This is a genomic window from Candidatus Neptunochlamydia sp. REUL1 (genome assembly GCF_963457595.1).
Lineage (GTDB): Bacteria > Chlamydiota > Chlamydiia > Chlamydiales > Simkaniaceae > Neptunichlamydia.
On record NZ_OY735137.1, the window covers coordinates 684717 to 706766 of the forward strand.

A 22050-nucleotide genomic window follows, 5' to 3' on the forward strand; every position below is an offset into this window, starting at 1 on the left:
ATGAGGTGGGATGAAAAGACCGGATAAACAAGACAAGCTGTCCAAAGAAAAGGCAGTGCAATTTGAAAGCAAGCAGTTCGAAGAGTACTACGTTTGGCTTCAAGAGCATATGCCCGATGGGTTTTTTGAAGAGCTTGAGCCTGATCAGTATATGCTCATTGCCCACTACCTAATGGGCTTTCCTCTTTTAGATTATTATTGTCAGATCACCTTGAAGAACGAAGCCTTTGTCTTAATTCTTGACTCCCCCGATGTCGACATGAAAGTCCTCAAAAACTTTAACCTACATGGGATCAAAAATTATCATACCTTTATTTCTGATAAGCCCCCCCCTTTCCCTGGAATTAAAAAACGCCTACTCATTGCGCGGGTGTTTTTCACCTCTTATGAAGATCGAAAAACAAAAAAAGTCTCAGATCTATTAAGCAAAGAGCGGAGGAGTGAAATCTATTCCTCTCTAAATGAAATCGATGCAAGTATCTCAGAAAAAGAATATGAGGAACTTGTCAGCTCAATCGACCCTCTTTTCTTGCGTTCTTTATCCAATGACCGCCTTGTTTTAGCACTTCACATGTTTCATAGAGCGCGCACGCGAGACTACTGTCAATATGAAGTCCGCTATAATGAAGAATGGAAGAAACAAAAGGGAGAAACCCCCTCCTTACAGATTGTAATTGCATGGAGAAACACCCCCAAGCATCGATTTCTGTACCGACTAGCTAAAACAATCTTTCGACACAAATTAAAAATCATGCGAGTAACGGCTTCGTATGCCGATCCGTATAGCGATAACAGTATCCTAGTTATGTCACTAGGACTCCATGGAATTAAGGGGAAAGCAGCATGGGACGAAGCAGACGTCGACGATTTTCTCAAGGAGCTGGTCACTCTAAAGTACTTTCCGGACGGGGACGAAATCGAAAAAGTGTTCGTACAGCCCGGTCTTCTGAGGGGAAACATCGGGAATCTTTTAAGAGCCACGGCCAGCTTTGTGCATCAAACACTCGTTCACGCAAACCTCAACCTCTACACGCTGAGCAATGTTCTGGAAGCTCTGTGCCGGCACCCAGAGCTGACAGTTCAGATCTGCAAAGCGTTTGAGCAAAAATTCCATCCCGAGCAAACAAATCAAGATGAGTACCGTCGCTCTAGAGAGAAGTTCATGATGCTCGTTAACCATCTAGACACAGGAAATGAACTCTATGATACTAGGCGAAAAAACATCCTGAAACAGGCAATGCATTTTGTCGACTATTGTCTTAAGCACAACTTCTATCGAAATAACAAAAGTGCCCTTTGCTTTCGCTTGGACCCAAAATATCTTAACTATGTTCCCTATAACCGGCGGGAAAAATTCCCAGAACTCCCCTATGGAATTTTCTTTATGCAAGGAATGCATTTCATTGGGTTTCACATCCGATTTAAGGACCTTTCAAGAGGAGGTCTACGCACGGTATTTCCTCAACGATATGAACAGATGATCACCGAAAGAAACAACGTCTTTTTGGAATGCTATAACCTTGCCCTTACACAACAGAAAAAAAATAAAGATATTCCCGAAGGAGGATCTAAAGGAGTTGTTTTCCTTGAACCCTACGACCAGCTCCTCACCGAAGTTCAAATCTATCGAAAAGAATTGAAGGCTGCAGGACTTGAAGAAGGAGAGATCGAGGAAACAATCAAAATCTACAAGACAGAGCAAAAGGTTGAGTATCTCTACCAAACACAACGATCCTTTGTTCATAGTTTTCTGACCGTAGTGAATTGCCTTGAAGACGGAACGCTAAAAGCTAAGCACATCGTCGACTACTGGAAAAAACCTGAGTATATTTATCTTGGTCCAGATGAGAATATGCATAATATCATGATTGATTGGATCGCCAGCACTAGCAAGCGGTGTGGCTACAAGCCGGGAATTGCCTTCATCTCTAGTAAACCAAGCGTAGGAATCAATCATAAAGAATATGGTGTCACCTCTCTTGGGGTCAATGTCTACATGCGAGAAGTGCTTCGCTACATGGAAATCGATCCCACCAATGATCCTTTCACCGTTAAAATCTCAGGAGGCCCTGACGGAGATGTTGCAGGGAACCAGATTCTCAACCTCTATAAGCATTTCCCAAGCACAGCCAAACTTCTTGCAATTACCGATGTTTCAGGAACCATCTTTGATCCAAAAGGACTCGACCTATCAATCCTTGCTGACTTGTTTAAAGAGGTCAAACCCCTTGCTGCATATCCTCCAAAAAAACTCAATGATGGGGGCTTCCTCCTTGATCTACAAACAAAAAAAGAACAAACCGCCTTTGCACAAAAGACCCTCTGCTGGAAAAAACAGCGCGGCAAGCTCGTTGAAAGTTGGCTTCCAGGAAGTGATATGAACCACCTCTTCCGCCACAACTTGCATCAAGTTGAAACTGATATTTTCATCCCCGCAGGAGGGCGACCCAGAACCCTTAACGAAACCAACTACCAAGACTTTCTTGTAAAAGGCAAACCTTCTTCAAAAGCCATCGTCGAAGGAGCCAACCTTTATCTCACTCCAAATGCACGTCGAGAACTCGAAAAATTGGGTGTCATTATTATCAAAGACAGCTCAGCAAACAAAGGAGGGGTCATCTGCTCCTCAATGGAGATCCTAGCAGGGCTTACAACAACAGAAGAAGAGTTCCTTCTAGAAAAAAATGAACTCATGCCACAAATATTGGGGATTATCGAAGAAAAAGCCCGCGACGAGGCAGAACTTCTTCTCAAGTCTCGAGATGAAACAGGAGAATTCCTTACCGATCTCTCTGATAAAATTTCAGAGAGAATTAACACTTACACCTATGAGCTCCTTGACTATCTAGAGAGTCTTCCGCTCGCCTCTCATCCTGATGATCCACTCGTCAAAGCGCTTCTGAATTTCTGCCCTGTCCTCCTTTCAGATAAATACCGTGAACGAGTCATTCAAGACATTCCAGAGATCCACAAAAAAGCAATCATTGCCTGCTTCTTCGCGTCCCGCCTTGTTTATAAAAAAGGACTCAGATGGTCTCCCTCAATCGTCGACGTACTCCCCTTAATCGCATCAGACCCAAAAATCACCTCTTCCTCCTTGCAAAATCATAACTTCCAAATCCTTGACTAGTTCTTATTTGTTAAGAATCTTATATTAAAAAACTTAAGTAATAAAGTAAGCACTCGATCTTGCTGAGTGCTAGTTTTTAGTTGCCAGCTGGACCCCCTTATGCTATATTGGCAGTAAGATAAGGAGATTGCTACTGCATGGCAGCAAAACGAAAGCAAAGAGCTGAAAGAGAGAGAGACGTCCTACTAGGTCTCGTCAAACTCTACCTTTTGACAGGGAAACCTGTGGGTTCGAATACCCTCAAGGAAAATGGCTTTGAAAATATCAGCTCCGCCACGATCCGAAACTACTTTGCCAGTCTCGAGAAAGAAGGTTACTTGATGCAGCAACACTCATCAGGCGGCCGCATTCCAACCACTTTGGCCTACAAGCTCTATGCAAACTTCCATATCAATAGCAGCCAAATCGACCCCAAGGAGTTGGCTCTTTTGCAGAAGGAGTTAAATCAAGATACATGGGAGATTGCCGGCTACCTGCAGAATGGAGCGGAACTTCTTAGCAATCTTACGCAAGGGGCCGTGTTTTTATCAGCGCCTCGCTTTGATCAAGACATCATTATCGACATCAAGCTAGTTGGAATTGATGCAAAACGCTGCCTCATTGTGGCCATCACCAACTTTGGGCTTGTTCATACCGAAATCCTTTACACTCCAAAAAAGCTCAGCAACTTCTCCCTAAAAAGAATTGAAAGTTACTTTCACTTCCGTCTTACAGGACTCGACCGACCCAAGATAAATCAGGAAGAAGAGGACCTCGCCTCCAATTTTTATAATGAAATTATGATGCGTCATATCGTTGGCTATTCGAATTTCAGCGCCATTGATATTTACAAAACGGGATTTTCTAAACTCATCCGTTTCCCTGAATTTCAAGATGCTACTGTTCTAGCAACAGGATTATCGATTTTTGAAAACACCTCTTTTATGCGCAAACTTTTGGGACGGTGCACAAGAGAGGGAGATCTAAAAGTATGGATCGGAGATGACATCCACCATCCTTCTGCATCCATTGCACAAAGCAGTATCATCGCCATCCCCTACTATATCCATGGGAAAGCGGTTGGAGCCATTGCTCTTCTTGGTCCTATCCGTATGCCTTACCCAAAATTATTTGGAATTCTCCGCACTTTTTCGCAAATTTTGAGCGAAGTGCTGACACGTAATCTTTATAAGTATAAAATCACCTACCGACAACCAAAATCTGAACAAGTTGAGATGCAAACTGCGCCTCCAAAATTGATCGAGCAGGATGACCCGCTGCAACTTGAAGATAAAACCTAGGAGCCCAAACGTTGGAAGATAAATCGCAAGAAGAGTCGCAAGAACCAGAGGACAGGATTGAAGCAACCGAAGAAGTCGTTGAAGAACTTGATGAAACGGAAGGATTGAAGCAACAGATTAAAGAAGAGCAGGAAAAATATCTCCGCTCTCTTGCAGATATGGAAAACTCGCGAAAGCGCATGCAAAAAGAGAAGCATGACTCCACCCGCTTTGCAGTAGAAAATGTCATTGGAGAATTTCTTTCCCCTCTAGATAATTTCGAGAATGCTTTAAGCTTTGTCCACCAAGCTTCCGAAGAAACGCAAACATGGGCAAAGGGATTTGAAATGATCCTTACCCAATTTAAAGATGTATTATCAGGTCATAAAGTGACCCCCTATACTTCTGAGGGAGCGCTATTCGACCCTCACCTCCATGAAGTATTGGAACTCGAAGAAACCGACAAACATAAGGATGGACTGATCCTCCAAGAGTTCGTTAAGGGGTATAAATGTGGCGATCGTATCCTCCGTCCAGCGCGGGTCAAAGTTGCCAAAGCGCCGAAGAAAGAGAATATTGAAGAAGAATCAGAAGAAAACAACAATCAGGGAGATAACTAATATGGCTAAGAAAAGGAAAGTCATCGGAATTGACCTCGGAACCACGAACTCCTGCGTCGCTGTGATGGAGGGGGGGTCAGCAAAGGTCATTGCAAACGCTGAAGGAACACGAACAACACCATCTATCGTTTCATACAAGGATGAGGAAAGACTTGTTGGAGTTCCAGCAAAAAGGCAAGCGGTCACCAATCCAGAAAAAACCCTTTACTCTACGAAGCGGTTTATTGGACGAAAGTTCACAGAGGTTGAATCTGAAATCAAAACCGTACCCTATAAAGTAGTCGCCAGCAGCAATGGTGATGCTATCTTTGAAGTCGATGGGGAAAATCTTACACCCGAAGAAGTGGGTGCTCAGGTTCTTAAAAAAATGAAGGAAACAGCCGAAGAATACCTTGGAGAAACCGTTGATGAAGCAGTCATTACCGTTCCTGCTTACTTTAACGATTCCCAACGTCAGTCAACAAAAGATGCGGGTAAAATTGCAGGACTCGATGTCAAGCGTATCATTCCTGAGCCAACCGCGGCAGCTCTTTCCTACGGTCTAGATAAAGAAGGTGGCGATAAAAAGATTGCTGTCTTTGACCTTGGTGGAGGAACCTTTGATATCTCAATTCTTGAAATTGGAGATGGTGTCTTCGAAGTCCTTGCAACCAATGGAGATACTCACCTTGGTGGAGATGACTTCGACAACGTGATCATCGATTGGATGCTCGAGGAGTTCAAGAAAGAAAATGGCATTGATCTTTCCAAAGACAAAATGGCTCTTCAAAGAATTAAAGATGCAGCAGAGAAAGCTAAGATTGAGCTTTCTGGAACACACCAAACAGAAATCAATCAACCGTTCATCACTATGGATGCAAGTGGACCTAAACACTTAGCACTGACACTCTCTCGCTCTAAATTTGAAAACTTAGCGTCAAACTTGGTTGAAAGATGCATTCAGCCTTGCATAGATGCTTTGAAAGACTCTGGCATTTCTAAAGAAGCGGTCGATGATGTCCTTCTAGTCGGAGGAATGAGCCGGATGCCTGCAGTGCAAACAAAGGTTAAGGAAATCTTCGGAAGAGAGCCTCATAAAGGGGTCAACCCTGACGAGGTTGTTGCAACAGGTGCGGCAATTCAAGGTGGAGTCCTTGCTGGTGATGTGAAAGACGTCCTCCTTCTTGATGTTATTCCTCTGACGCTTGGAATTGAAACACTCGGAGGAGTTTTGACTCCCCTTGTTGAAAGAAACACCACGATTCCCACCCAAAAGAAACAGGTCTTCTCAACAGCGATGGATAATCAACCTGCTGTGACGATTGTAGTTCTTCAGGGAGAGCGAAAAATGGCCAAAGACAACAAGGAAATCGGACGGTTTGACCTGACCGAAATTCCTCCTGCAGCACGTGGAACCCCACAAATTGAAGTCGCCTTTGACATTGATGCTGACGGAATTCTTCATGTCTCTGCAAAAGATCTTGGCTCTGGTAAAGAACAAAAGATCAAGATCGAAGCGAAATCAGGGCTCGATGAGTCTGAAATCGAGCGTATGGTGAAAGATGCAGAAGAACATGCTGAAGAAGACAAGCAGAAAAAAGAAGAAGTTGAAACCCGCAACAAAGGGGATAGCCTTGTCTTCCAAGCTGAAAAATCTCTTGCCGATTACAAAGATAAGCTCCCCGAACATCTCACAAAAGAGATTCAAACGCGGATCGATGCTTTGAAAAAGGCCCTTGAGGGAACCGATACAGGCGCTATTTCCACTGCAACTGAAGAGCTCAACACCTATATCCAGAAAATTGGTGAAGAGCTTCAAAAGCAAGGCGCCGCCCAGCCTGGAGCGGAAGGCGGAGCCCCTCCTCCTCCAGAGGGAGCGCAGCAACAGGAAGCCCCGAAAGACAAAGAACCTGAGATAGAAGAGGCTGAAGTCGAGATCCTCGATGATGACGACAAATAAATCTTAGGATTTGTCCTTAAAAGGCTCGCCCAAAAGGCGGGCCCTTTTTTTGCAAAGCATCCAGACCTAAAAATGTGAGATAATAAGTAGAGGTAGCGTGGTTTTTTAAAAAACATCCCCGCTTCAACATCTTGCTCGATATACTCCCGAACGCGTTCCGCAGAAATGCCCCAGCACCTCGCAATCTCTTCGTCCGAAAAGGTCACCTTGTACCCTTCTTGAAACATCTTATGCAGTAAAAATTGAGTATTTGACACAGTGTATAGCTAAAATATTTCGTTTTAGTTATAATTTTTTGAATGACATATTCGCTAGATTTTAGAAAAAAAGTTCTATCGATCCGAAGCAAAGAAAAATTAAGCTTTGCCCAAGTAGCAAGACGCTTTGGAGTAAGTGTAAATAGTGTGTTTCTCTGGTCTAAAATGGCAAAATGAAAAACCACTCCGCTGATATGCATATGGAGCATGCATTTTAATTGAGGCTCATCGATTTGATGAGGTTGATGGCATCGGGATGGTGTAGCTCGCTCATTAAGCTTTCTGAAAACTCGGTAACTCTATTTTCATGGAGGCCGAGCTTTTCTTTTGCCTGAAGAACTTTTAAAACATGAGGATCTAACACCTCCTGAGGAACCTGCATTAAAGCTTCAACCACACACGGAACCAGCTCGGTTAAGATGACATGCACATCATCATAACGATGCGCGCCATAAAGGAGAAGATCGTGCCCTGCAAGGAGCGCTTTGACAGCGATTTCTCCGGTAGAATAATGCTCACTGAGCGCTTTCATATTCAGAGCATCAGTCACGACAAGTCCTTGAAAGCCCCATTCTTTTTGTAGAAGGTCCGTAACGATGGGGATAGAAAGTGTTGCGAGAGACTCGGGATCAAGTGCAGGAAGCATAAGGTGCCCTGTCATGATCGCATCTACGCCTGAATCAATGGCTTTTTTAAAGGGAACAAACTCGATTTTTTCTAAATGATCACGAGAATGGGGAATCCGCGGAAGCCCTTTATGGGAATCAACGTCGGTGTCGCCATGTCCAGGAAAATGTTTTGCACAGGTCAAAACACCGCCTTTATGCATCCCTTTGATCATGGAAATGCTGCAAGAGGCAACAGCTTCGGGATCTGCACCGAATGAGCGCACTCCGATGATAGGATTGTCGGAATTATTGTTGACATCGACAACAGGAGCAAAATTTAGATGAATCCCTACTTGATGACATTGCTTTCCAATCCAGGCTCCGACTTCTTCGATTTTTTCGGGATGAAGGCCAAGGATCCCATTTTTAGGAAAAGAGAGGGTATCTTCCATCCGCATCCCTAGCCCCCACTCGGCATCACCGGTGCATAGAAGAGGGATTTTTGCCTCACTTTGAAGGGTATTGAGGAAAGGAATTTGTTGAAGCGGGTGCCCCTGTTTCACTAAAATTCCCCCAATGTGGTAGCTCTGAAGTGTTTTACGAAGGGTCTCGCTTTCATAGCGAGGACAGGCTGGAACAACGATCAATTGACCAATTTTTTCTTGAATTGAAAGCTCAGACAGAGTCTTTTCTGCCCATCCTCCGTAGAGAGAGGCGAAAAAAAATGCGAACAAAATAAAAACTTTATACATAATAAATCCCTATATCAGGTATACTGCTTGGCAAATCGAGCCTAAAAATACCAAACATTAAGGAAAAATATCAAATGGAAGCACTTACCCCTCTTCCACAGATTGTTGCCAAACGCCAGGATATTGCCCAGGTTAAACCCGGAGCCGTTAAAGAAGGAGTTTTTGACATTTTTAATTATCTTGGGAGCTTTTTCTTTGCCCAAGAGCCGAAACAACTCTACAACAAGGCAACCCATCTTCATACCGCTGCAACAGTCGAAACATTTGTTCAATACATCGGAAATCTACAAGTTGAACTTAATGAAGCTTCTGCTCTTACCCCCGATCGCGTTGAAGTGCGCACAGACTGCATGCGTAGACTCAGCGCAATGGGTGTCATGGAAGATCATGCTAGAGAGTGGATGAAAGAACATAGTACATATGAATTCGAAGCTGTAACGCTAACCTTTCAACAGGTGAAGGCCCTACGTAAAAGGGTTATGGATGCCGTCCCAAATGTCGGCGGGTATACCGTCCCTGATGCTCCCCCTTTAGATCCCTCATCGAGCATTTCCAAAGTCTCTCCAGGAATAACGAATGGAGGGAACAACTGCTACCTAATCTCCCTTCTGCAAGGAATCATTGGAGATCCTATTACTAGGCAATGGATTATCGAGGCTGAATTTCTTTACGATTCTCCCCTGCTTGAAGACTCCGAAAGAAAGATTCGCAATTTTGTTCGAGTATTGAAGGAATGCACCTTCGAGTTTGAAGAAGCCCAAAGACTTGGAAGAAAAGATCCTCTGCCATTTATTATAAAACTACGTACTGCCCTTGACCCCATTGTGACATCGATAAATCTATCAAGAGGAGGGCAAGAAGATCCTTCTGAGATTCTTGTCGCCCTCCTCTCTTACCTAAACCCTGAAGGGAATCCTTTGTTCAACGTCGTCACCGAAAAACTGGTGTTTGACGTGAAACAAGAAGCAGGTGAAAAACTCAATGATGGAGCTAGAAAACTTGCAGCTTTCAGTGTCCAAATCGCGACACTCAAAAATCAAACGGCTGATGAATCAGAAGTTAAAGCCGGACTCATGGATTATTTGAACTACCTTCATCCAACAGGAGACTACGCAAAATTTGCTGGGGATATCCCTGAAATTCTTAAAGCCATTCTTCTAAAACTTAATGAAAGAACTGAGGAAAGCTTCTCAAATACAAGATCGAAAGAACTTCACGAAACCAAAATTGCAGAAATTGTCTCTGAAGAGAGTCGTCCCAAACTTATTGCAAAAGTTGAAGAATTAATCGCCAACCTTCAAAGCATGCCAGCGCAAGTTGATACAGAATGGACAAAAGCTAAACCGACAGCAAGAGAAGGGCTCCGAACCCTCAAAGTCAATGGTCATACGCAATCAAATGCCTTTGAATCTTTTATTGATGCTGCCTTCCACGAAAAGTTTACCGCAGATAAAACAGGAGCTCTTTCTTCTGTTCAATACCTTGACAAGACCCCTGACGAAGTGAGGCTCGAGGTTACACATAGTAAGTATGCTTTTCAAACAACGCCTCAGCAGGTTTTCTTTGCCCTTAATCGGAATGCTCACTCAGGAAACAGATCGAACTCTGGATCCTTCAAGGAAATAAAAAAAGTTCATCTTGGAGAAACATTCTTTTTGCACCCCAAGTTTACCGAAGATAAAAAAGGGGGGCAGTACCAGGTCAGGTGGTGTTGTGTCCATCAAGGCGGAGGAGACGAAAGCGGACATTATGTCAACTACAGGCTGACAGAAAAAGGCTGGTTTTGTTTGGACGATGGCCGCTCTACGCCTGCTGATGCCAAAACCGTTGAAACTGCACTTCAAAATTGCTGCTTAATCTTTGCTTCTCGAATGGATCAAGATTTATCGGAATCAGAAATTCAGACAGAGATCGAGGCTGCTATCGAGGCCTCGCACGGAAAAGACAACGAACAGCGATACACAGATATTGAAAGATCTCAAAGTAGCGAGGCAAAAGAATTTAGCCTTCTTCATCTTTTCAGCAGCGAACTTTCACGCGAAGTACCTAAGCTGGAATTGCTCAAAACCATTTTTGCTGCCCTTGAAGAAACCGAATTCCCAGGCTTTGTTAGAGATATGCTGACCCTAACCCAACACCCTGAACAGCCTCCGATCAAAGATCAGCTTCTACAGCTAAAAGAAATTCGGAATCAGTGGTTTATGCCTGGTCTCGACGATCACATTGTTGCGCAGTATGTTGCAGTGCGTGAACGGCGTCGCCAACATACGCTAGACACAATAGCTCTTAAGGAAATCACAGAGGATTCATTAAGAGCCGCTGAAGAAAGAGCTAAAAAGATCCATACTGCCCTTACTTATGAAAACACCTGCATTGAGTATCTTCTTGCTCAGAAAAATCTCAAGGAAGGATCCTCTCTTTTCCTTTTAAGAACCCTATCTCCCGCGCTCAATAAAAAATACGAAGCACTTATGAAGAGTTCTGAGAAAAAGCCCTCTATTTTTGGATGTCTCGAAGAGCTTTCAAGACGCAATCTCCCTCATATTGAATCTTCAGAACAACTTCTAGAAACTATTCGCAAGTTAGACTATGAGATTACAGTTAAAGCAAACAAGTTGATCAACGCTGTAAAAACGGGGGCTCCCGTACGACAACCTCGCAGAGAGGTTCGAAAAGAACGTAAAAGAGCCAAAACTCCTCCACCTACAAGAAAGAGGGAAACACTTACTTCCCCCAAAGTTGTCGGGAGAGAGCGTAGAAACTCACTGCCTTTGAGTTTTTGCTGACGGACCAAGGATTACCTTCAACTAAACCCTCTTACCTCTATCGAAGCACCCTCCAAGAGGGTGCTCCGAGATATTGGTCGAGTAACGCAAGGGAACTTCCCCCTCACGTCGTCACAGATCCGTACGTGAACCTCTCGATTCATACGGCTCCTATCTCATCTTTTGAATTGCTTTATAAACTCTTCTACTTCACTTTCAATCGCTTGATGAAGCATCTTTCTCGCTCCCTCGCGCATTATCTCTTCTAGGCCTTGTTGAAATCCTGGTAATTCATCATACTTTTCCATGAGCGTATCTCCTTATTTATGGAAATTTTATTTAACCTTCCAAAGGTACGCTCATTTATTCTCAGACACAACATTTGACAATATCTCGATAACGGTTTTCTCTGCACCAAGCAGAGCCACTTAATCCACTTGTTTCCCATTCTTCAAGCTTCTCCTACCAAAATCTTCTGATGGTTTTTGATCTTTTAACTTCTTCTCTCATAGATACGGACCTCCTGTAATTGAAGTGAGATCCGTCATTTTATCAGGAAGATTTACCCTTGAATAGCTGGTCTGTTTTGACGCTTACCTTCTTAAAAAGAGCTGCTATTTTAAAATCATGGTCCTGCATTTCGTAGCCCAGGAACACAACATGAGCAAAAGTCTCGAATAACTAATCTTCAAAATAAGCGTATTTGAAATCAACAGACTGTAAGCTAGAAACTTTTTCACCCTTAAGCTTTTGATTCTTCGCATATCTTTTATTGAGAGAGCACACAGGAATAATGGGCATTTCTTCCATAAGAATTTCTTCAGCATCTATTAAAAAACGCCTTCTTTGTATGTCACCTAATGCATGCTCAGATGCATTGAAAAGTTTTTTAAATTCTGGATGTTCCCAGTTGGTTTTGTTGATGTTGTTTGAGCGTTCTTTAAAAGCATTTAGAAAGAACACAGGATCAAATACAAATGTTTGAAGAGGAGAAATGCACATCTGGTACTGGCCTTTGACCGTTGTGCTTGCAAATAGATTTTGTTCCATTGGTCTTATGGAAATGTTTTCCAGACCTAAAACTCTTCTCCACTGGTCTTCTATAGCTTGTGTCATTCTTTTTAAAAGCTCCACATCTCCAATATAGAGAAGCTCTAGCTCTGGAAGATCTTCTTTTTTTATGCTTAGCTCTTCAAGAGCTTGATTAAGGTGCTTTTGTGCTTTTTGGGGAGCATTATCTTCAAAATATCCGTTCGATTGTAGTCTCATACAGTGGGGAAGCATTGCTGTACTTGCGGCCCCAGTATGATGAAAAATATTTTCTACAATTGATTGCCTGTCGAGAGAATAGGCAAGAGCTTTTCTAAAATTTTTATTATTTAGAGGGTATTCTTCGATATTAAGAGAGATCCAACACCCTGCAGAATCTGAACCTCCTTCTATAAGCACATCTTTTGAAATATCATAAGACAGTCGATAAAAAGGACTTCCTATCCAATCAAGTTCCCCCTTTCGAAACATATTTAGCGCTGTTGTTCCATCGGGAATAATATAAAAATAGACCTTTTCGAGTTTGACATTTTCAGCATTCCAGTAAGAGGGGTTTTTCTTAAATCTAAGTTCTGACTCATGCTTCCAAGAAGATAAACAAAAGGGACCATTGCAGATGATACCAGATTTTTCTGCCCAGTGAGGATCTACTTCTGCTATATGCTCTGGTGCAGGATAAAATAGAGGAGAAGAGACTAAATCCAGAAAATAGGCTGCGGGATATTCTAGCTCAACTACAAGAGTTTTATCATCAGGACAGGTGATGCCAATTTCTGATTCTTCGCACTCTCCCAAAATATATTGTTCTGCATTTTTTATAGAATGATAATAAAAGGGAGAGACTGTTAATGACTTAGACTTTGGGTTCATACACATTTTCCATGCATAGGCAAAATCTGAAGATTTTATAGGATTTCCATCACTCCAATAACACTCTCTTAAGTAGAAGGCATATACGCGCTTATTTGGGGAGACTGTGTACCTTTCTGCAATGGCAGGCTCTATAACATCATGCTCTCCCAGCTTTGTAAGTCCTTCAAAAAGCATACTAATACCATGGGCTGCATTGATTTTAGATCCCTTAGAAGAAGAAGCAAAGTGTAGGGTAGAGATATCTGCATTAAGAGCAATTCTAAGCGTATCTTGTTTCTGCTGCAGATTGATATTTTCCGTGTTCATTACTGTATTTATACCAATAACCATGATAATCACAACTATCGCTGTGGTGAAAATTTTATACTTGATACTGCCCATTTATCACTATTAAAAAATTTCGTTGTTAAAAAGATAATCCTAAAGAAAATTTTTGTCTATGATATATAGCTTCAAAGTTTTTCTATAAAACCCACCTAGGGTCTTTATTTCAGCCTATTACCCATTTTTCGAAGAGGCTGTTAAGCATACCCTTGGAAAAGTTCTTAAAAATCATTATAAGTTAATTCTAAATTTATTTTGTAAAAGAAAAGGGAAGATGTGGATATTTGAAAATATAACCACATGCCTTAATTTTTTCATTTGAAACAATTGCATTATTTCTACCAATAGAATCTAAATTGCCCCTCCAAACTGGTGGAGGAATTTTCAGTTCTGAAGAAATCTGTTCGTAAAGCATTTGACGGCTCGGATGATCATCACCTATGAGATTATATATTCCATTGAGCCTATTATTCACACAAAACTGAATCGCATGTGTAATATCCTCAAGATGAATATGGTTTGTGACTGCTGCACCCAACCCACTAAGGTTTTTATTAGACATCTTTCTAGCTCTTTTCTCCAAGGTACGCATCGGACCATAGATACCTCCTAATCTAAGAATACAAACTTCGATATTAGAGCTATGACAAGAGAAAAAAATGTCTTCGACTTTAGATAGAAGCTCACTATTTTTAGATAAGGGCTTTCTAACAGATGTTTCATCAACAACTACCCCGTCATGATTTCCGTAAACCGAGGTACTACTTGTATACAATAAAAAAAGAGGATCAGTTCTGCTTTTTAGCGCCTTACTAATTGCTATAGCACTAGCAAGATAGGTTTCTTCATAATTTGAATCATTTTTTGGAGCAATTGTAATTATAACAGCATCACATTCGTCAAAAGCAAACTTTAGATTTGTTGTTTCAGTAATTTTTATGAGATGGGCTTTCTCTACACTAGATTGCTCCTGAATTTCTTGAAGCTTAGCTTCTGTAGTTGTTGTAGCAACAAAACAATCTTCCCCCTCCTTCCATGACGCAAGCAACGCCATTCCAACATACCCAGATCCAATTAGAAGAACACGCATATAGACTCCACAGAAATCAGCAGATTGCTTGATAAAAAGAAAAACAAAAGAGGCCAAAGAATGCTCGGGGCGGGACTCGAACCCGCACGGCCGCAAGGCCAAGGGATTTTAAGTCCCTTGTGTCTACCAATTCCACCACCCGAGCATAGATGCCACGACGATTAGATCATGGCATTGTACTCATTAGAATGTTTAGAATCAAGACTCGTCGTTTTCGGGAACGTGTGCTTCCTCGTTGATATCAACGATTTTTTCCTCAGGCTGCTCTACTTCGGGCCGTTTTGCAAGCTCCTCTTCAGCAGCTTTTTCACCTTCCGTGATATCTTCAGGAACAAGTGCTCCCTGTTCAACAAGATAGTTTTTGTACCGATCAATTTGATCTGAAATAAGACTTGTTGGAGGAGGAAGAAGGGTGCGACGAGGTACAGATGGTTCCCCTTTTTCAGTTGGCGTGGCCACTACTTCGCCTTCCATAGCTACAACTGTCTCTTCTTTTTCTGCCTTTGAAGGACGCCTTTTGCGAGTTCTTTTCTTCTCACGCTTAGGTTCGTCCTTTGGAGCTTCTTCTTTTTTCTTCTCAGCTTTAGGGGTCGATTTTTTACCACCACCTATCTTTATCGATTTATCGATTTGAGGTTTCTTAAGAACGGTGCGTGTTTCTCTTGCTTCAACGACTTCATATTCGGTCATTGGAAGAAGAAATGCCTTAGGCTTTTCTAAAGATCGAAAAAAGAAACAGTTCCCAAAGGCAACCACTTCAACGGCTCCAACGGAATATTCTTCATCTGAGTTTCCGCTGCTTGCCCGGATGACAAGTTTAAAACCCTCTTTAGGGGTAATGACTGTTTCTACTAGAGGTTCTCGTGTAAAATCCACTAATCTGTTCCATGTTAAAGGTTATTCTTTTTAAACAGTGGGAGCGAATAATGCAATTCTGAGAGAATTTTCGGTTTTTTTCAGGTTCAACAAAACAAAATGTCTACATACTTTAATAAAGTAGGAGGCATTTTTTCTCGTTAGAGATGGGAAAAAAGAAAAATTCAAACAGGTTTGCATCCATTACTCTCACTGTTTCGTGTCTATGTAGCGGATCAAGTCAAGCAAACGGCAGGAATATCCAATTTCGTTATCATACCAGGAGATCAGTTTGAAAAAGTTATCGTTTAGGGCAATCCCGGCATTAGCATCGAAGATAGACGAATGAGTGTCTCCGATGAAATCAGAGGAAACGACGTCTTCTTCGGTGTAACAAAGTATTCCCTTTAAATTTGAATTTGCTTCCGACTTCATCTTGGCACACAGTGTATCATAATTGGTCGATTTCGTCAGCTTAACTGTTAAATCGACAACGGAGACGTCGGCAACAGGAACGCGAAATGCCATCCCTGTAAGTTTTCCCTTAACATCAGGGAGACACAAAGCAACAGCTTTAGCAGCTCCGGTAGAAGCAGGGATAATGTTTAGGGAGGCGCTACGCCCTCCTCTTAAGTCTTTCTTTGAAGGTGCGTCATGCACTGGCTGCGTAGCCGTCATCGCATGAACGGTTGTCATAAGCCCTTCTTTAATCCCAAAATGGTCTAAAAGAACTTTTGTAATCGGTGCCAAACAGTTTGTCGTACAAGAGGCGTTAGAAACAATTGAGTCTGTCTCTGGATTGTATTTTTCATGGTTGACTCCCATGACAAAGGTAGGAACCTCTCCTTTTGCAGGAGCAGAAATAATTACGCGCTGAGCTCCCGCCTGCAAATGCATTTCAGCCTTCTCTTTCTGAGTAAAAAGCCCTGTTGATTCAATGACATAGTCAACATTAAGATCTTTCCATGGAAGTTTTGTCGGATCTTTTTCGGCAAGTACATGAACAGTATGGGAATCATCAATGATAAATGCTTCGTCATTCGCCGTAACACTGCGCGAAAAACGTCCATGAACTGAATCGTATTTTAAAAGGTAGGCGAGGTTAGGAGCAGGAACAAGATCGTTAATCGCAACAATCTCAATATCATCATACTTTTCAAAAGCGAGCCTTAAGACAGACCGACCAATCCTACCGAACCCATTGATTCCTACACGAATACCCATTCAAGCACCTCAATTAAATTTTGTTTTGATGTTACCGTATCGAAAGGAAAAGAGCAATCTTTACTAAGGATTCATTTAAGAATACGTTGGCTATTTAGACTGGCTGCGCCTTCGAAAGCAGCAAAGCAAAAAACCGCACCTTTTTAACAACAGAAAAGGAGTACCCGATAGGGTACTCACTATTATTGGACATACTCAATTAAGCAAAGAGGACAGCCATCACCCTGACGATTCTCCTTACGGATGATCCGGGTATAGCCACCTTGTCGCGAAACAAAGCGAGTTGAAAGTTCATCGAAAAGCTTCCCCATGACCTTACGGTCTGTGTTGTAAGAAGAGGTGTTTCCCTTCTTTACATCACGTCTATCTTTAGAAGAAAGTGGGTTAAAACTAATCATCATCTTTGCAAGCGCTGCTCTGCGAGAAGCAAGGGTATTCTTCTTCGCTAAAGTAATTAGGCGATCCGCGTGTCGACGAAGTTCCTTTGCTTTAGGAACAGTTGTCTCGATGCGCTCGTGTTCTACTAGGGCTTTCAGCATATTCGCCATCATGCAACGACGATGAGGAGCATTGCGATTGAGTTTTACTGTGCGTTTCTGGTGTCTCATGTTGATTCCTGTCCTGATTTTTCTTGCAAATACTCGTCAATGATCTGTCTCACGTTGTCACGGGTGATGCCATAACGTGCAAGATCCATACCAAGGTGAAGTCCCATATCTTCGAGTTTAGCTTTAATCTCGTTAAGAGACTTCTTACCGAAGTTTCTAAATTTAAGCATTTCTGGCTCCGGCATAATCACAAGCTCAGCAATCGTGTCGATATTAGCTTGGGCAAGGCAATTAGTAGAGCGGACAGAAAGCTCGATTTCATTAATACGAAGAGCTAGCTTCGCAAGAAGCTCATCACGATCCGTATCAGATTCTAACTCATCATCATCGTATGAAAGTTCTTGGAATTTCAATGTGTCAAACACTCCAAGGTGAAGAACCCCAATCTGCGTAGCAAATGTAAGCGCTTCCTGTGGAGTTACTCTCCCATCAGTTGTCACATCAAGAATAAGTCTGTCGTAATCAGTATCTTGTCCAACCCTGGTGTTTTCAACAAAGTAATTCACAAGACGTACTGGAGAAAAAGCTGAATCGATAACAATCTCATCAACCACTTTATCCTGAACATCATGTCTCTCAGAAGGGACGTATCCTCTTCCAATTGCAACTTTCAGATCCACACGCTTTTTCATCGGCTGAGTCACTGTGAAAAGATGATGGTCAGGATTGACAATCTCAAAGTCAGACTCTCCCATTAGATCCTTAAAGGTCACAGCAACCTGTCCCCCATTGCTATCAAGCATATCTTGCGTGATATCAATCGTTTTAGAGATCAGTTTTGGCCCACGAGTGTCCCTGTTTTCCTCAAGAGGGAGCTTTCTAAGAAGAGTCCCTTTAAAGTTTAGGACGATATGAGTCATATCTTCAATGATTCCTTCAACGGCTGTGTATTCATGCGGTACCCCTTCAATTTTTACAGATATAAGGGCTGGCGCCTCAAGAGCCGTGAGCATGATCCTTCTTAAAGCATTTCCAACCGTATGACCAAATCCGCGCTCAAACGCCTCAGCGATAATGCGAGCATAGGTATTAGTCTTGCTGGCTTCTTCAATTTTGATGTTCGTTGGCAGCTCAAATTTGCCATACTTTACTGTCATACTCTTAATTCTCCTTATACGCGACGTCTTTTTCTAGGACGGCATCCATTGTGAGGGATTGGTGTTTTATCTTTGATGATAGTGATGATAAGTCCAGCACTCTGGAGCCCACGGACAGCAGACTCACGTCCAGATCCAGGCCCTTTAAGGCAGACTTCAACTTCTTTCATTCCATGATTCATGGCGATTTTTCCCGCATCTTGTGCTGCAACTGAAGCAGCAAATGCAGAGGACTTTCTCGATCCGGTAAAGTTTGTTTTTCCAGCACTCGCCCAAGAAATGACATTTCCGGAGGGGTCGGTAATTGAAACAATCGTATTATTGAATGTCGCTTTCACATGAGCTATTCCACTTGGAACAGTCCGTGTGATCCTCTTCTTGGTTCTTGTGCTGCCTTTTTTAACAGCTTTATCTTGTTTAGCCAATTTGATTACTCCTATTTCGCTAAAGCCCGCTTATACGGCTTTTTTCTTTCCAGCTACGGTTTTCTTTTTCCCCTTACGGGTACGGGCATTACATCTAGTTCTTTGGCCGCGAGTTGGCAACCCTGAGCGGTGTCTCATTCCACGATAAGAATTGATGCTGATTAAGCGCTTGATATTATTTTGAACTTGTCTTCTTAGGTCTCCCTCAACAACATATTCAGATGTCAAGATTGCGTTGAGCTTTGAAACATCTTCATCACTTAGATTGTGAGCACGCATACTTGGATCAAGACCTAGTTTCTGTATCACTTCTTCAGCTTTAGCTGGTCCAATTCCGTAGATATATGTGAGGCTGATCACTAAGCGCTTGTTACCAGGAATATCGATTCCAATCACACGGGGCATAGGTTAAAATCCTTCTTTAATTCTTTAAATATGGACAAGATGTTAGCAGAACTCGATAAAGAATTCAATGCTTTACATCCGGCCCGTAGCTCGTCCCTTTTTCATAAAGCCATCATAGCGCTTCATAAGGAGATGAGATTCAATCTGCTTAGTCGTATCCAGAATCACCCCTACAAGGATAAGTAGTGAGGTTCCTCCAAAAAAGTGGCTGATTGAAGCATCCACACCTAAAATTTTACCTACTAGGGTCGGTAAAATTGCAATAAGCGCTAAGAATACGGCGCCAGCAAGAGTGATTCGATTCATTGTCGATTCTAAATACTCTTGCGTAGGTCGCCCTTGGCGGATCCCTGGGATAAAGGCTCCATTTTTCTTCATATCCGAAGCAATTTGCTCTGGATGAAACTGCGTTGCCGTCCAAAAGTATGTGAAAAAGAGAATAAGGACGACAAATAACATTGTATATACCCAACTTCCAGGAGAGAGCATGTTCACCACATTGGAGAGCCATGATCCCTTGCTTAAGAATTGAGCGATGGTTGCAGGAAACATCAAAAGAGATGAAGCAAAAATCACTGGTATTACACCTGCATAGTTAATTTTTAAGGGGATATGAGAGCTTCCACCCTGACTTTCTCGTCTACCCACAACCCTTCTTGCATATTGTAAAGGGATCTTGCGCATTCCTTGAATAATCAAAATGGTCCCCAAAATGATCGCAACAAAGACGACTCCCAAAATCACAATCGAGGAAAAGGTCATTTGACCCGGTTCCTGAGAATCCAGATTCAACTGTCGAACAATCGTTCCTAGAGTCCTTGGCAGAGACGAAAGAATTCCAACCGAAATGATTAGGCTTATCCCGTTTCCAATACCTCTCTCCGTGATCTGCTCTCCGATCCACATTAAGAAAAGGGTCCCAGTACTCATCGCTGCCATCACAACCAAGAAGAAAAGCCATGGGAAACCAAGGATTTGAGAAGCAAGCAACTGCGGAACAATAATTCCGGGATGTGACATGTTCAGACTAAGCGCATACTTTGCTAAAAGAGCGGACTGAAAAAGAGCCAAGACAATCGTCATCAAACGAATCCCCTTTCCCATTTTTTTCTTTCCTACATCTCCATTTTCCCGAATCTCTCTTTGAAGAGAAGGGACAACAGCAACCAATATCTGCATAATGATCGAGGCTGAAATATACGGCATAACCCCAAGAGCGATCACCGTCATTTGCGCAAATGCACCACCTGAGAAAATATCTACCAATTGAAAGAGATTTTGGCTACCCCCGGTAAGCTGACGAAAGACTTGAAAAACTTCGTCCCCATTAATGCCGGGAACGGGAATATAAGCCCCAATACGACAAACAACGAGCATTAAAAGAGTAAAGAGAATTTTATACTTTACTTCTTCTATCGAAAAAATCTTTTTTATCGTCTGGAGCATATGACCTAGATGCGTTTAAATTCGATTCCCTGCTTTTCTAGCTTGGCAATCGCGTTCTTGGAATATCGATTTGCTTCGATCACAACTTTTTTTGTGATTTCTCCGCTTGCAAGGACTTTAAATCCTCCTCTCATCCGGCGCATTGGAAAGCCCTTCTCCATGAGAGTCTTCTTACTAACAATTTCTCCATCTTCAAAGGTATCATTAATTCGACCTAGATTAATCTCAAACACCGGCACCTTAAACTGCGCATTGGAAAATCCTCGATGTGGAAGCTTTTGGTAAAGAGGCAGCTGCCCCCCTTCCTTTCCAGCACGAACCTTGTACCCTGAACGAGACTTAGCCCCTTTATGTCCACGGCCAGAAGTCTTACCTAACTTTGAACCAGGTCCTCGTCCTACACGCTTTCTTCGTTTAGGCTTTCGGTGTGTATCTTGTAATTCTGATAATTTCATACAGCTGCTCCCCTTGCATCAAGTGTCGCTTGTCTATTTCTAAGGTCTGAAAGTGCCAGGAACGTTGCACGCACCTGGTTAAGTGGGTTGCTAGAGCCAAGACTTTTGGCCACAACATCTTTAACTCCACTTACCTCAAGAACGGCTCGGACCTTGGACCCTGCAATAATTCCAGTTCCTTCTTTTGCTGGCTTTAGGAGAACTCTAGCTCCATCCCAGTCGGTAAGAATTTCGTGAGGAATCGTTGTTCCTTCGAGTTCAAAAGCAAGGACGTTCTTACGAGCGGCCTCTCCCCCTTTACGGATTGCGTCAGCAACTTCATTTGCCTTTGCAAAGCCAACTCCCACTCGTCCATTTCCATCGCCAACAATGACGAGGGCTGAAAAGCTAAATTTACGCCCCCCTTTAACCACCTTTGAACAGCGATTAATATAGAGGACTTTCTCTTCAAATTCGGTATCGAAATCTTCTTCTCTTTTGCCTTTCATAGCCATGAATTATCCTAAAATTTTATTCCTTTTTCGCGAGCGGCATTGGCAAGCTCAGCGATGATCCCATGATATTTAAGTCGTCCACGATCAAAAACCATTTGATCGATTTTTTTATCCTTAGCAAGCTCAGCAATCTTCTCACCTACAATTCGCGCAGTTTCCTTCGATTTCTTCTTCCCTCTAAGTTCTTTCACAAGGGTGCTGTAACTTGCCAACGTAAGTCCATTTTCGTCATCAATCAGTTGTACACCGATATGGCTAATCGATTTGAAAACCGATAGTCGAGGACGTTCAGCAGTTCCTCGAAGCTTTTTTCTAACGCGCATACTACGCTTCTTACGGATAGTATTACGTTTTTCTAGATTTAGATGCATCTC

Annotated in this window: 20 protein-coding genes and 1 tRNA gene; 6 read left to right on the forward strand and 15 right to left on the reverse strand. The window is 42.5% G+C overall.

Annotated features, from left to right (window positions below; all coding sequences use genetic code 11):
* Window positions 1-10: 10 nt before the first annotated feature.
* The 5 genes from R2I63_RS03890 to R2I63_RS03910 all read left to right on the forward strand — a co-directional run bounded on the left by R2I63_RS03890 (window position 11) and on the right by R2I63_RS03910 (window position 7382).
* Complete coding sequence (locus tag R2I63_RS03890) at window positions 11-3130, forward strand: NAD-glutamate dehydrogenase domain-containing protein (RefSeq protein ID WP_316359062.1); 3120 nt, start codon at window positions 11-13, stop codon at window positions 3128-3130.
* 137 nt (window positions 3131-3267) lie between these two features.
* Entirely contained in the window at window positions 3268-4410 is a 1143-nt protein-coding gene (gene hrcA / locus R2I63_RS03895) for a heat-inducible transcriptional repressor HrcA (protein WP_316359065.1), read from the forward strand.
* An 11-nt stretch (window positions 4411-4421) separates the two neighbouring features.
* Window positions 4422-5009, forward strand: a complete 588-nt coding sequence (locus R2I63_RS03900; RefSeq protein WP_316359075.1) for a nucleotide exchange factor GrpE — start codon at window positions 4422-4424, stop codon at window positions 5007-5009.
* 1 nt (window position 5010) lies between these two features.
* Window positions 5011-6948, forward strand: coding sequence for a molecular chaperone DnaK (gene dnaK, locus R2I63_RS03905; protein WP_316359078.1), 1938 nt, complete (start codon window positions 5011-5013; stop codon window positions 6946-6948).
* 299 nt (window positions 6949-7247) lie between these two features.
* A complete protein-coding gene (locus tag R2I63_RS03910; protein WP_316359079.1) occupies window positions 7248-7382 on the forward strand; it encodes a hypothetical protein in 135 nt (44 codons plus the stop codon).
* A gap of 37 nt (window positions 7383-7419) precedes the next feature.
* On the opposite strand, the gene R2I63_RS03915 is transcribed toward R2I63_RS03910, so the two are convergent.
* Window positions 7420-8565 (reverse strand): glycoside hydrolase family 3 protein, encoded by a 1146-nt coding sequence (locus R2I63_RS03915; protein WP_316359081.1) that lies wholly within the window; start codon window positions 8563-8565, stop codon window positions 7420-7422.
* Between the two features lie 74 nt (window positions 8566-8639).
* Between R2I63_RS03915 and R2I63_RS03920 the strand changes: the two genes are divergently transcribed.
* Window positions 8640-11351, forward strand: a complete 2712-nt coding sequence (locus tag R2I63_RS03920) for a hypothetical protein (protein WP_316359084.1) — start codon at window positions 8640-8642, stop codon at window positions 11349-11351.
* Window positions 11352-11506: 155 nt separating this feature from the next.
* Here R2I63_RS03920 and R2I63_RS03925 read toward each other — a convergent pair whose 3' ends face one another.
* The 14 genes from R2I63_RS03925 to rplR form a co-directional block, all read right to left on the reverse strand.
* On the reverse strand, window positions 11507-11638 hold the full coding sequence (locus tag R2I63_RS03925) for a hypothetical protein (protein ID WP_316359087.1): 132 nt from the start codon (window positions 11636-11638) through the stop codon (window positions 11507-11509).
* 373 nt (window positions 11639-12011) lie between these two features.
* Complete coding sequence (locus tag R2I63_RS03930) at window positions 12012-13559, reverse strand: peptide ABC transporter substrate-binding protein (RefSeq protein WP_316359090.1); 1548 nt, start codon at window positions 13557-13559, stop codon at window positions 12012-12014.
* 268 nt (window positions 13560-13827) lie between these two features.
* A complete protein-coding gene (locus tag R2I63_RS03935; RefSeq protein WP_316359092.1) occupies window positions 13828-14667 on the reverse strand; it encodes an NAD-dependent epimerase/dehydratase family protein in 840 nt (279 codons plus the stop codon).
* Window positions 14668-14728: 61 nt separating this feature from the next.
* Window positions 14729-14812: transfer RNA gene (locus R2I63_RS03940), tRNA-Leu, on the reverse strand.
* A gap of 53 nt (window positions 14813-14865) precedes the next feature.
* The gene (locus R2I63_RS03945; RefSeq protein WP_316359093.1) at window positions 14866-15543 is read right to left on the reverse strand and encodes a hypothetical protein; all 678 of its coding nucleotides are present in this window, start codon (window positions 15541-15543) and stop codon (window positions 14866-14868) included.
* Between the two features lie 189 nt (window positions 15544-15732).
* Window positions 15733-16740 carry a type I glyceraldehyde-3-phosphate dehydrogenase gene (gap, locus tag R2I63_RS03950; protein WP_445083675.1) on the reverse strand — a complete coding sequence of 336 codons (1008 nt, stop codon included), beginning with the start codon at window positions 16738-16740 and terminating at the stop codon, window positions 15733-15735.
* A 188-nt stretch (window positions 16741-16928) separates the two neighbouring features.
* The gene (gene rplQ, locus R2I63_RS03955) at window positions 16929-17354 is read right to left on the reverse strand and encodes a 50S ribosomal protein L17 (RefSeq protein WP_316359098.1); all 426 of its coding nucleotides are present in this window, start codon (window positions 17352-17354) and stop codon (window positions 16929-16931) included.
* The gene (locus R2I63_RS03960; protein WP_316359100.1) at window positions 17351-18451 is read right to left on the reverse strand and encodes a DNA-directed RNA polymerase subunit alpha; all 1101 of its coding nucleotides are present in this window, start codon (window positions 18449-18451) and stop codon (window positions 17351-17353) included. The genes rplQ and R2I63_RS03960 overlap by 4 nt, the downstream gene beginning before the upstream one ends.
* A 14-nt stretch (window positions 18452-18465) precedes the next feature.
* Window positions 18466-18876, reverse strand: a complete 411-nt coding sequence (gene rpsK / locus R2I63_RS03965) for a 30S ribosomal protein S11 (RefSeq protein ID WP_316359103.1) — start codon at window positions 18874-18876, stop codon at window positions 18466-18468.
* Between the two features lie 30 nt (window positions 18877-18906).
* Window positions 18907-19281 (reverse strand): 30S ribosomal protein S13, encoded by a 375-nt coding sequence (gene rpsM / locus R2I63_RS03970; RefSeq protein ID WP_316359104.1) that lies wholly within the window; start codon window positions 19279-19281, stop codon window positions 18907-18909.
* Window positions 19282-19353: 72 nt separating this feature from the next.
* A complete protein-coding gene (gene secY, locus R2I63_RS03975; RefSeq protein ID WP_316359106.1) occupies window positions 19354-20727 on the reverse strand; it encodes a preprotein translocase subunit SecY in 1374 nt (457 codons plus the stop codon).
* Between the two features lie 5 nt (window positions 20728-20732).
* Window positions 20733-21182 carry a 50S ribosomal protein L15 gene (gene rplO / locus R2I63_RS03980; RefSeq protein WP_316359108.1) on the reverse strand — a complete coding sequence of 150 codons (450 nt, stop codon included), beginning with the start codon at window positions 21180-21182 and terminating at the stop codon, window positions 20733-20735.
* Window positions 21179-21676, reverse strand: a complete 498-nt coding sequence (gene rpsE / locus R2I63_RS03985) for a 30S ribosomal protein S5 (protein WP_445083659.1) — start codon at window positions 21674-21676, stop codon at window positions 21179-21181. The genes rplO and rpsE overlap by 4 nt, the downstream gene beginning before the upstream one ends.
* Window positions 21677-21684: 8 nt before the next feature.
* Window positions 21685-22047: a 50S ribosomal protein L18 gene (gene rplR, locus R2I63_RS03990; RefSeq protein ID WP_316359110.1), complete on the reverse strand. Its 363-nt coding sequence runs from the start codon at window positions 22045-22047 to the stop codon at window positions 21685-21687.
* Between the last annotated feature and the right edge of the window lie 3 nt (window positions 22048-22050).

Excerpts from the sequence above, each read along its gene's own strand:
- R2I63_RS03890 (WP_316359062.1), top strand. The coding sequence starts at position 11 with ATGAAAAGACCGGATAAACAAGACAAGCTGTCCAAAGAAAAGGCAGTG.
- hrcA (WP_316359065.1), top strand. The coding sequence starts at position 3,268 with ATGGCAGCAAAACGAAAGCAAAGAGCTGAAAGAGAGAGAGACGTCCTA.
- dnaK (WP_316359078.1), top strand. The coding sequence starts at position 5,011 with ATGGCTAAGAAAAGGAAAGTCATCGGAATTGACCTCGGAACCACGAAC.
- R2I63_RS03910 (WP_316359079.1), top strand. The coding sequence starts at position 7,248 with ATGACATATTCGCTAGATTTTAGAAAAAAAGTTCTATCGATCCGAAGC.
- R2I63_RS03915 (WP_316359081.1), bottom strand. The coding sequence starts at position 8,565 with ATGTATAAAGTTTTTATTTTGTTCGCATTTTTTTTCGCCTCTCTCTAC.
- R2I63_RS03920 (WP_316359084.1), top strand. The coding sequence starts at position 8,640 with ATGGAAGCACTTACCCCTCTTCCACAGATTGTTGCCAAACGCCAGGAT.
- R2I63_RS03925 (WP_316359087.1), bottom strand. The coding sequence starts at position 11,638 with ATGGAAAAGTATGATGAATTACCAGGATTTCAACAAGGCCTAGAAGAG.
- R2I63_RS03930 (WP_316359090.1), bottom strand. The coding sequence starts at position 13,559 with ATGAACACGGAAAATATCAATCTGCAGCAGAAACAAGATACGCTTAGA.
- R2I63_RS03935 (WP_316359092.1), bottom strand. The coding sequence starts at position 14,667 with ATGCGTGTTCTTCTAATTGGATCTGGGTATGTTGGAATGGCGTTGCTT.
- rplQ (WP_316359098.1), bottom strand. The coding sequence starts at position 17,354 with ATGAGACACCAGAAACGCACAGTAAAACTCAATCGCAATGCTCCTCAT.
- R2I63_RS03960 (WP_316359100.1), bottom strand. The coding sequence starts at position 18,451 with ATGACAGTAAAGTATGGCAAATTTGAGCTGCCAACGAACATCAAAATT.
- rpsM (WP_316359104.1), bottom strand. The coding sequence starts at position 19,281 with ATGCCCCGTGTGATTGGAATCGATATTCCTGGTAACAAGCGCTTAGTG.
- secY (WP_316359106.1), bottom strand. The coding sequence starts at position 20,727 with ATGCTCCAGACGATAAAAAAGATTTTTTCGATAGAAGAAGTAAAGTAT.
- rplO (WP_316359108.1), bottom strand. The coding sequence starts at position 21,182 with ATGAAATTATCAGAATTACAAGATACACACCGAAAGCCTAAACGAAGA.
- rpsE (WP_445083659.1), bottom strand. The coding sequence starts at position 21,676 with ATGGCTATGAAAGGCAAAAGAGAAGAAGATTTCGATACCGAATTTGAA.
- rplR (WP_316359110.1), bottom strand. The coding sequence starts at position 22,047 with ATGCATCTAAATCTAGAAAAACGTAATACTATCCGTAAGAAGCGTAGT.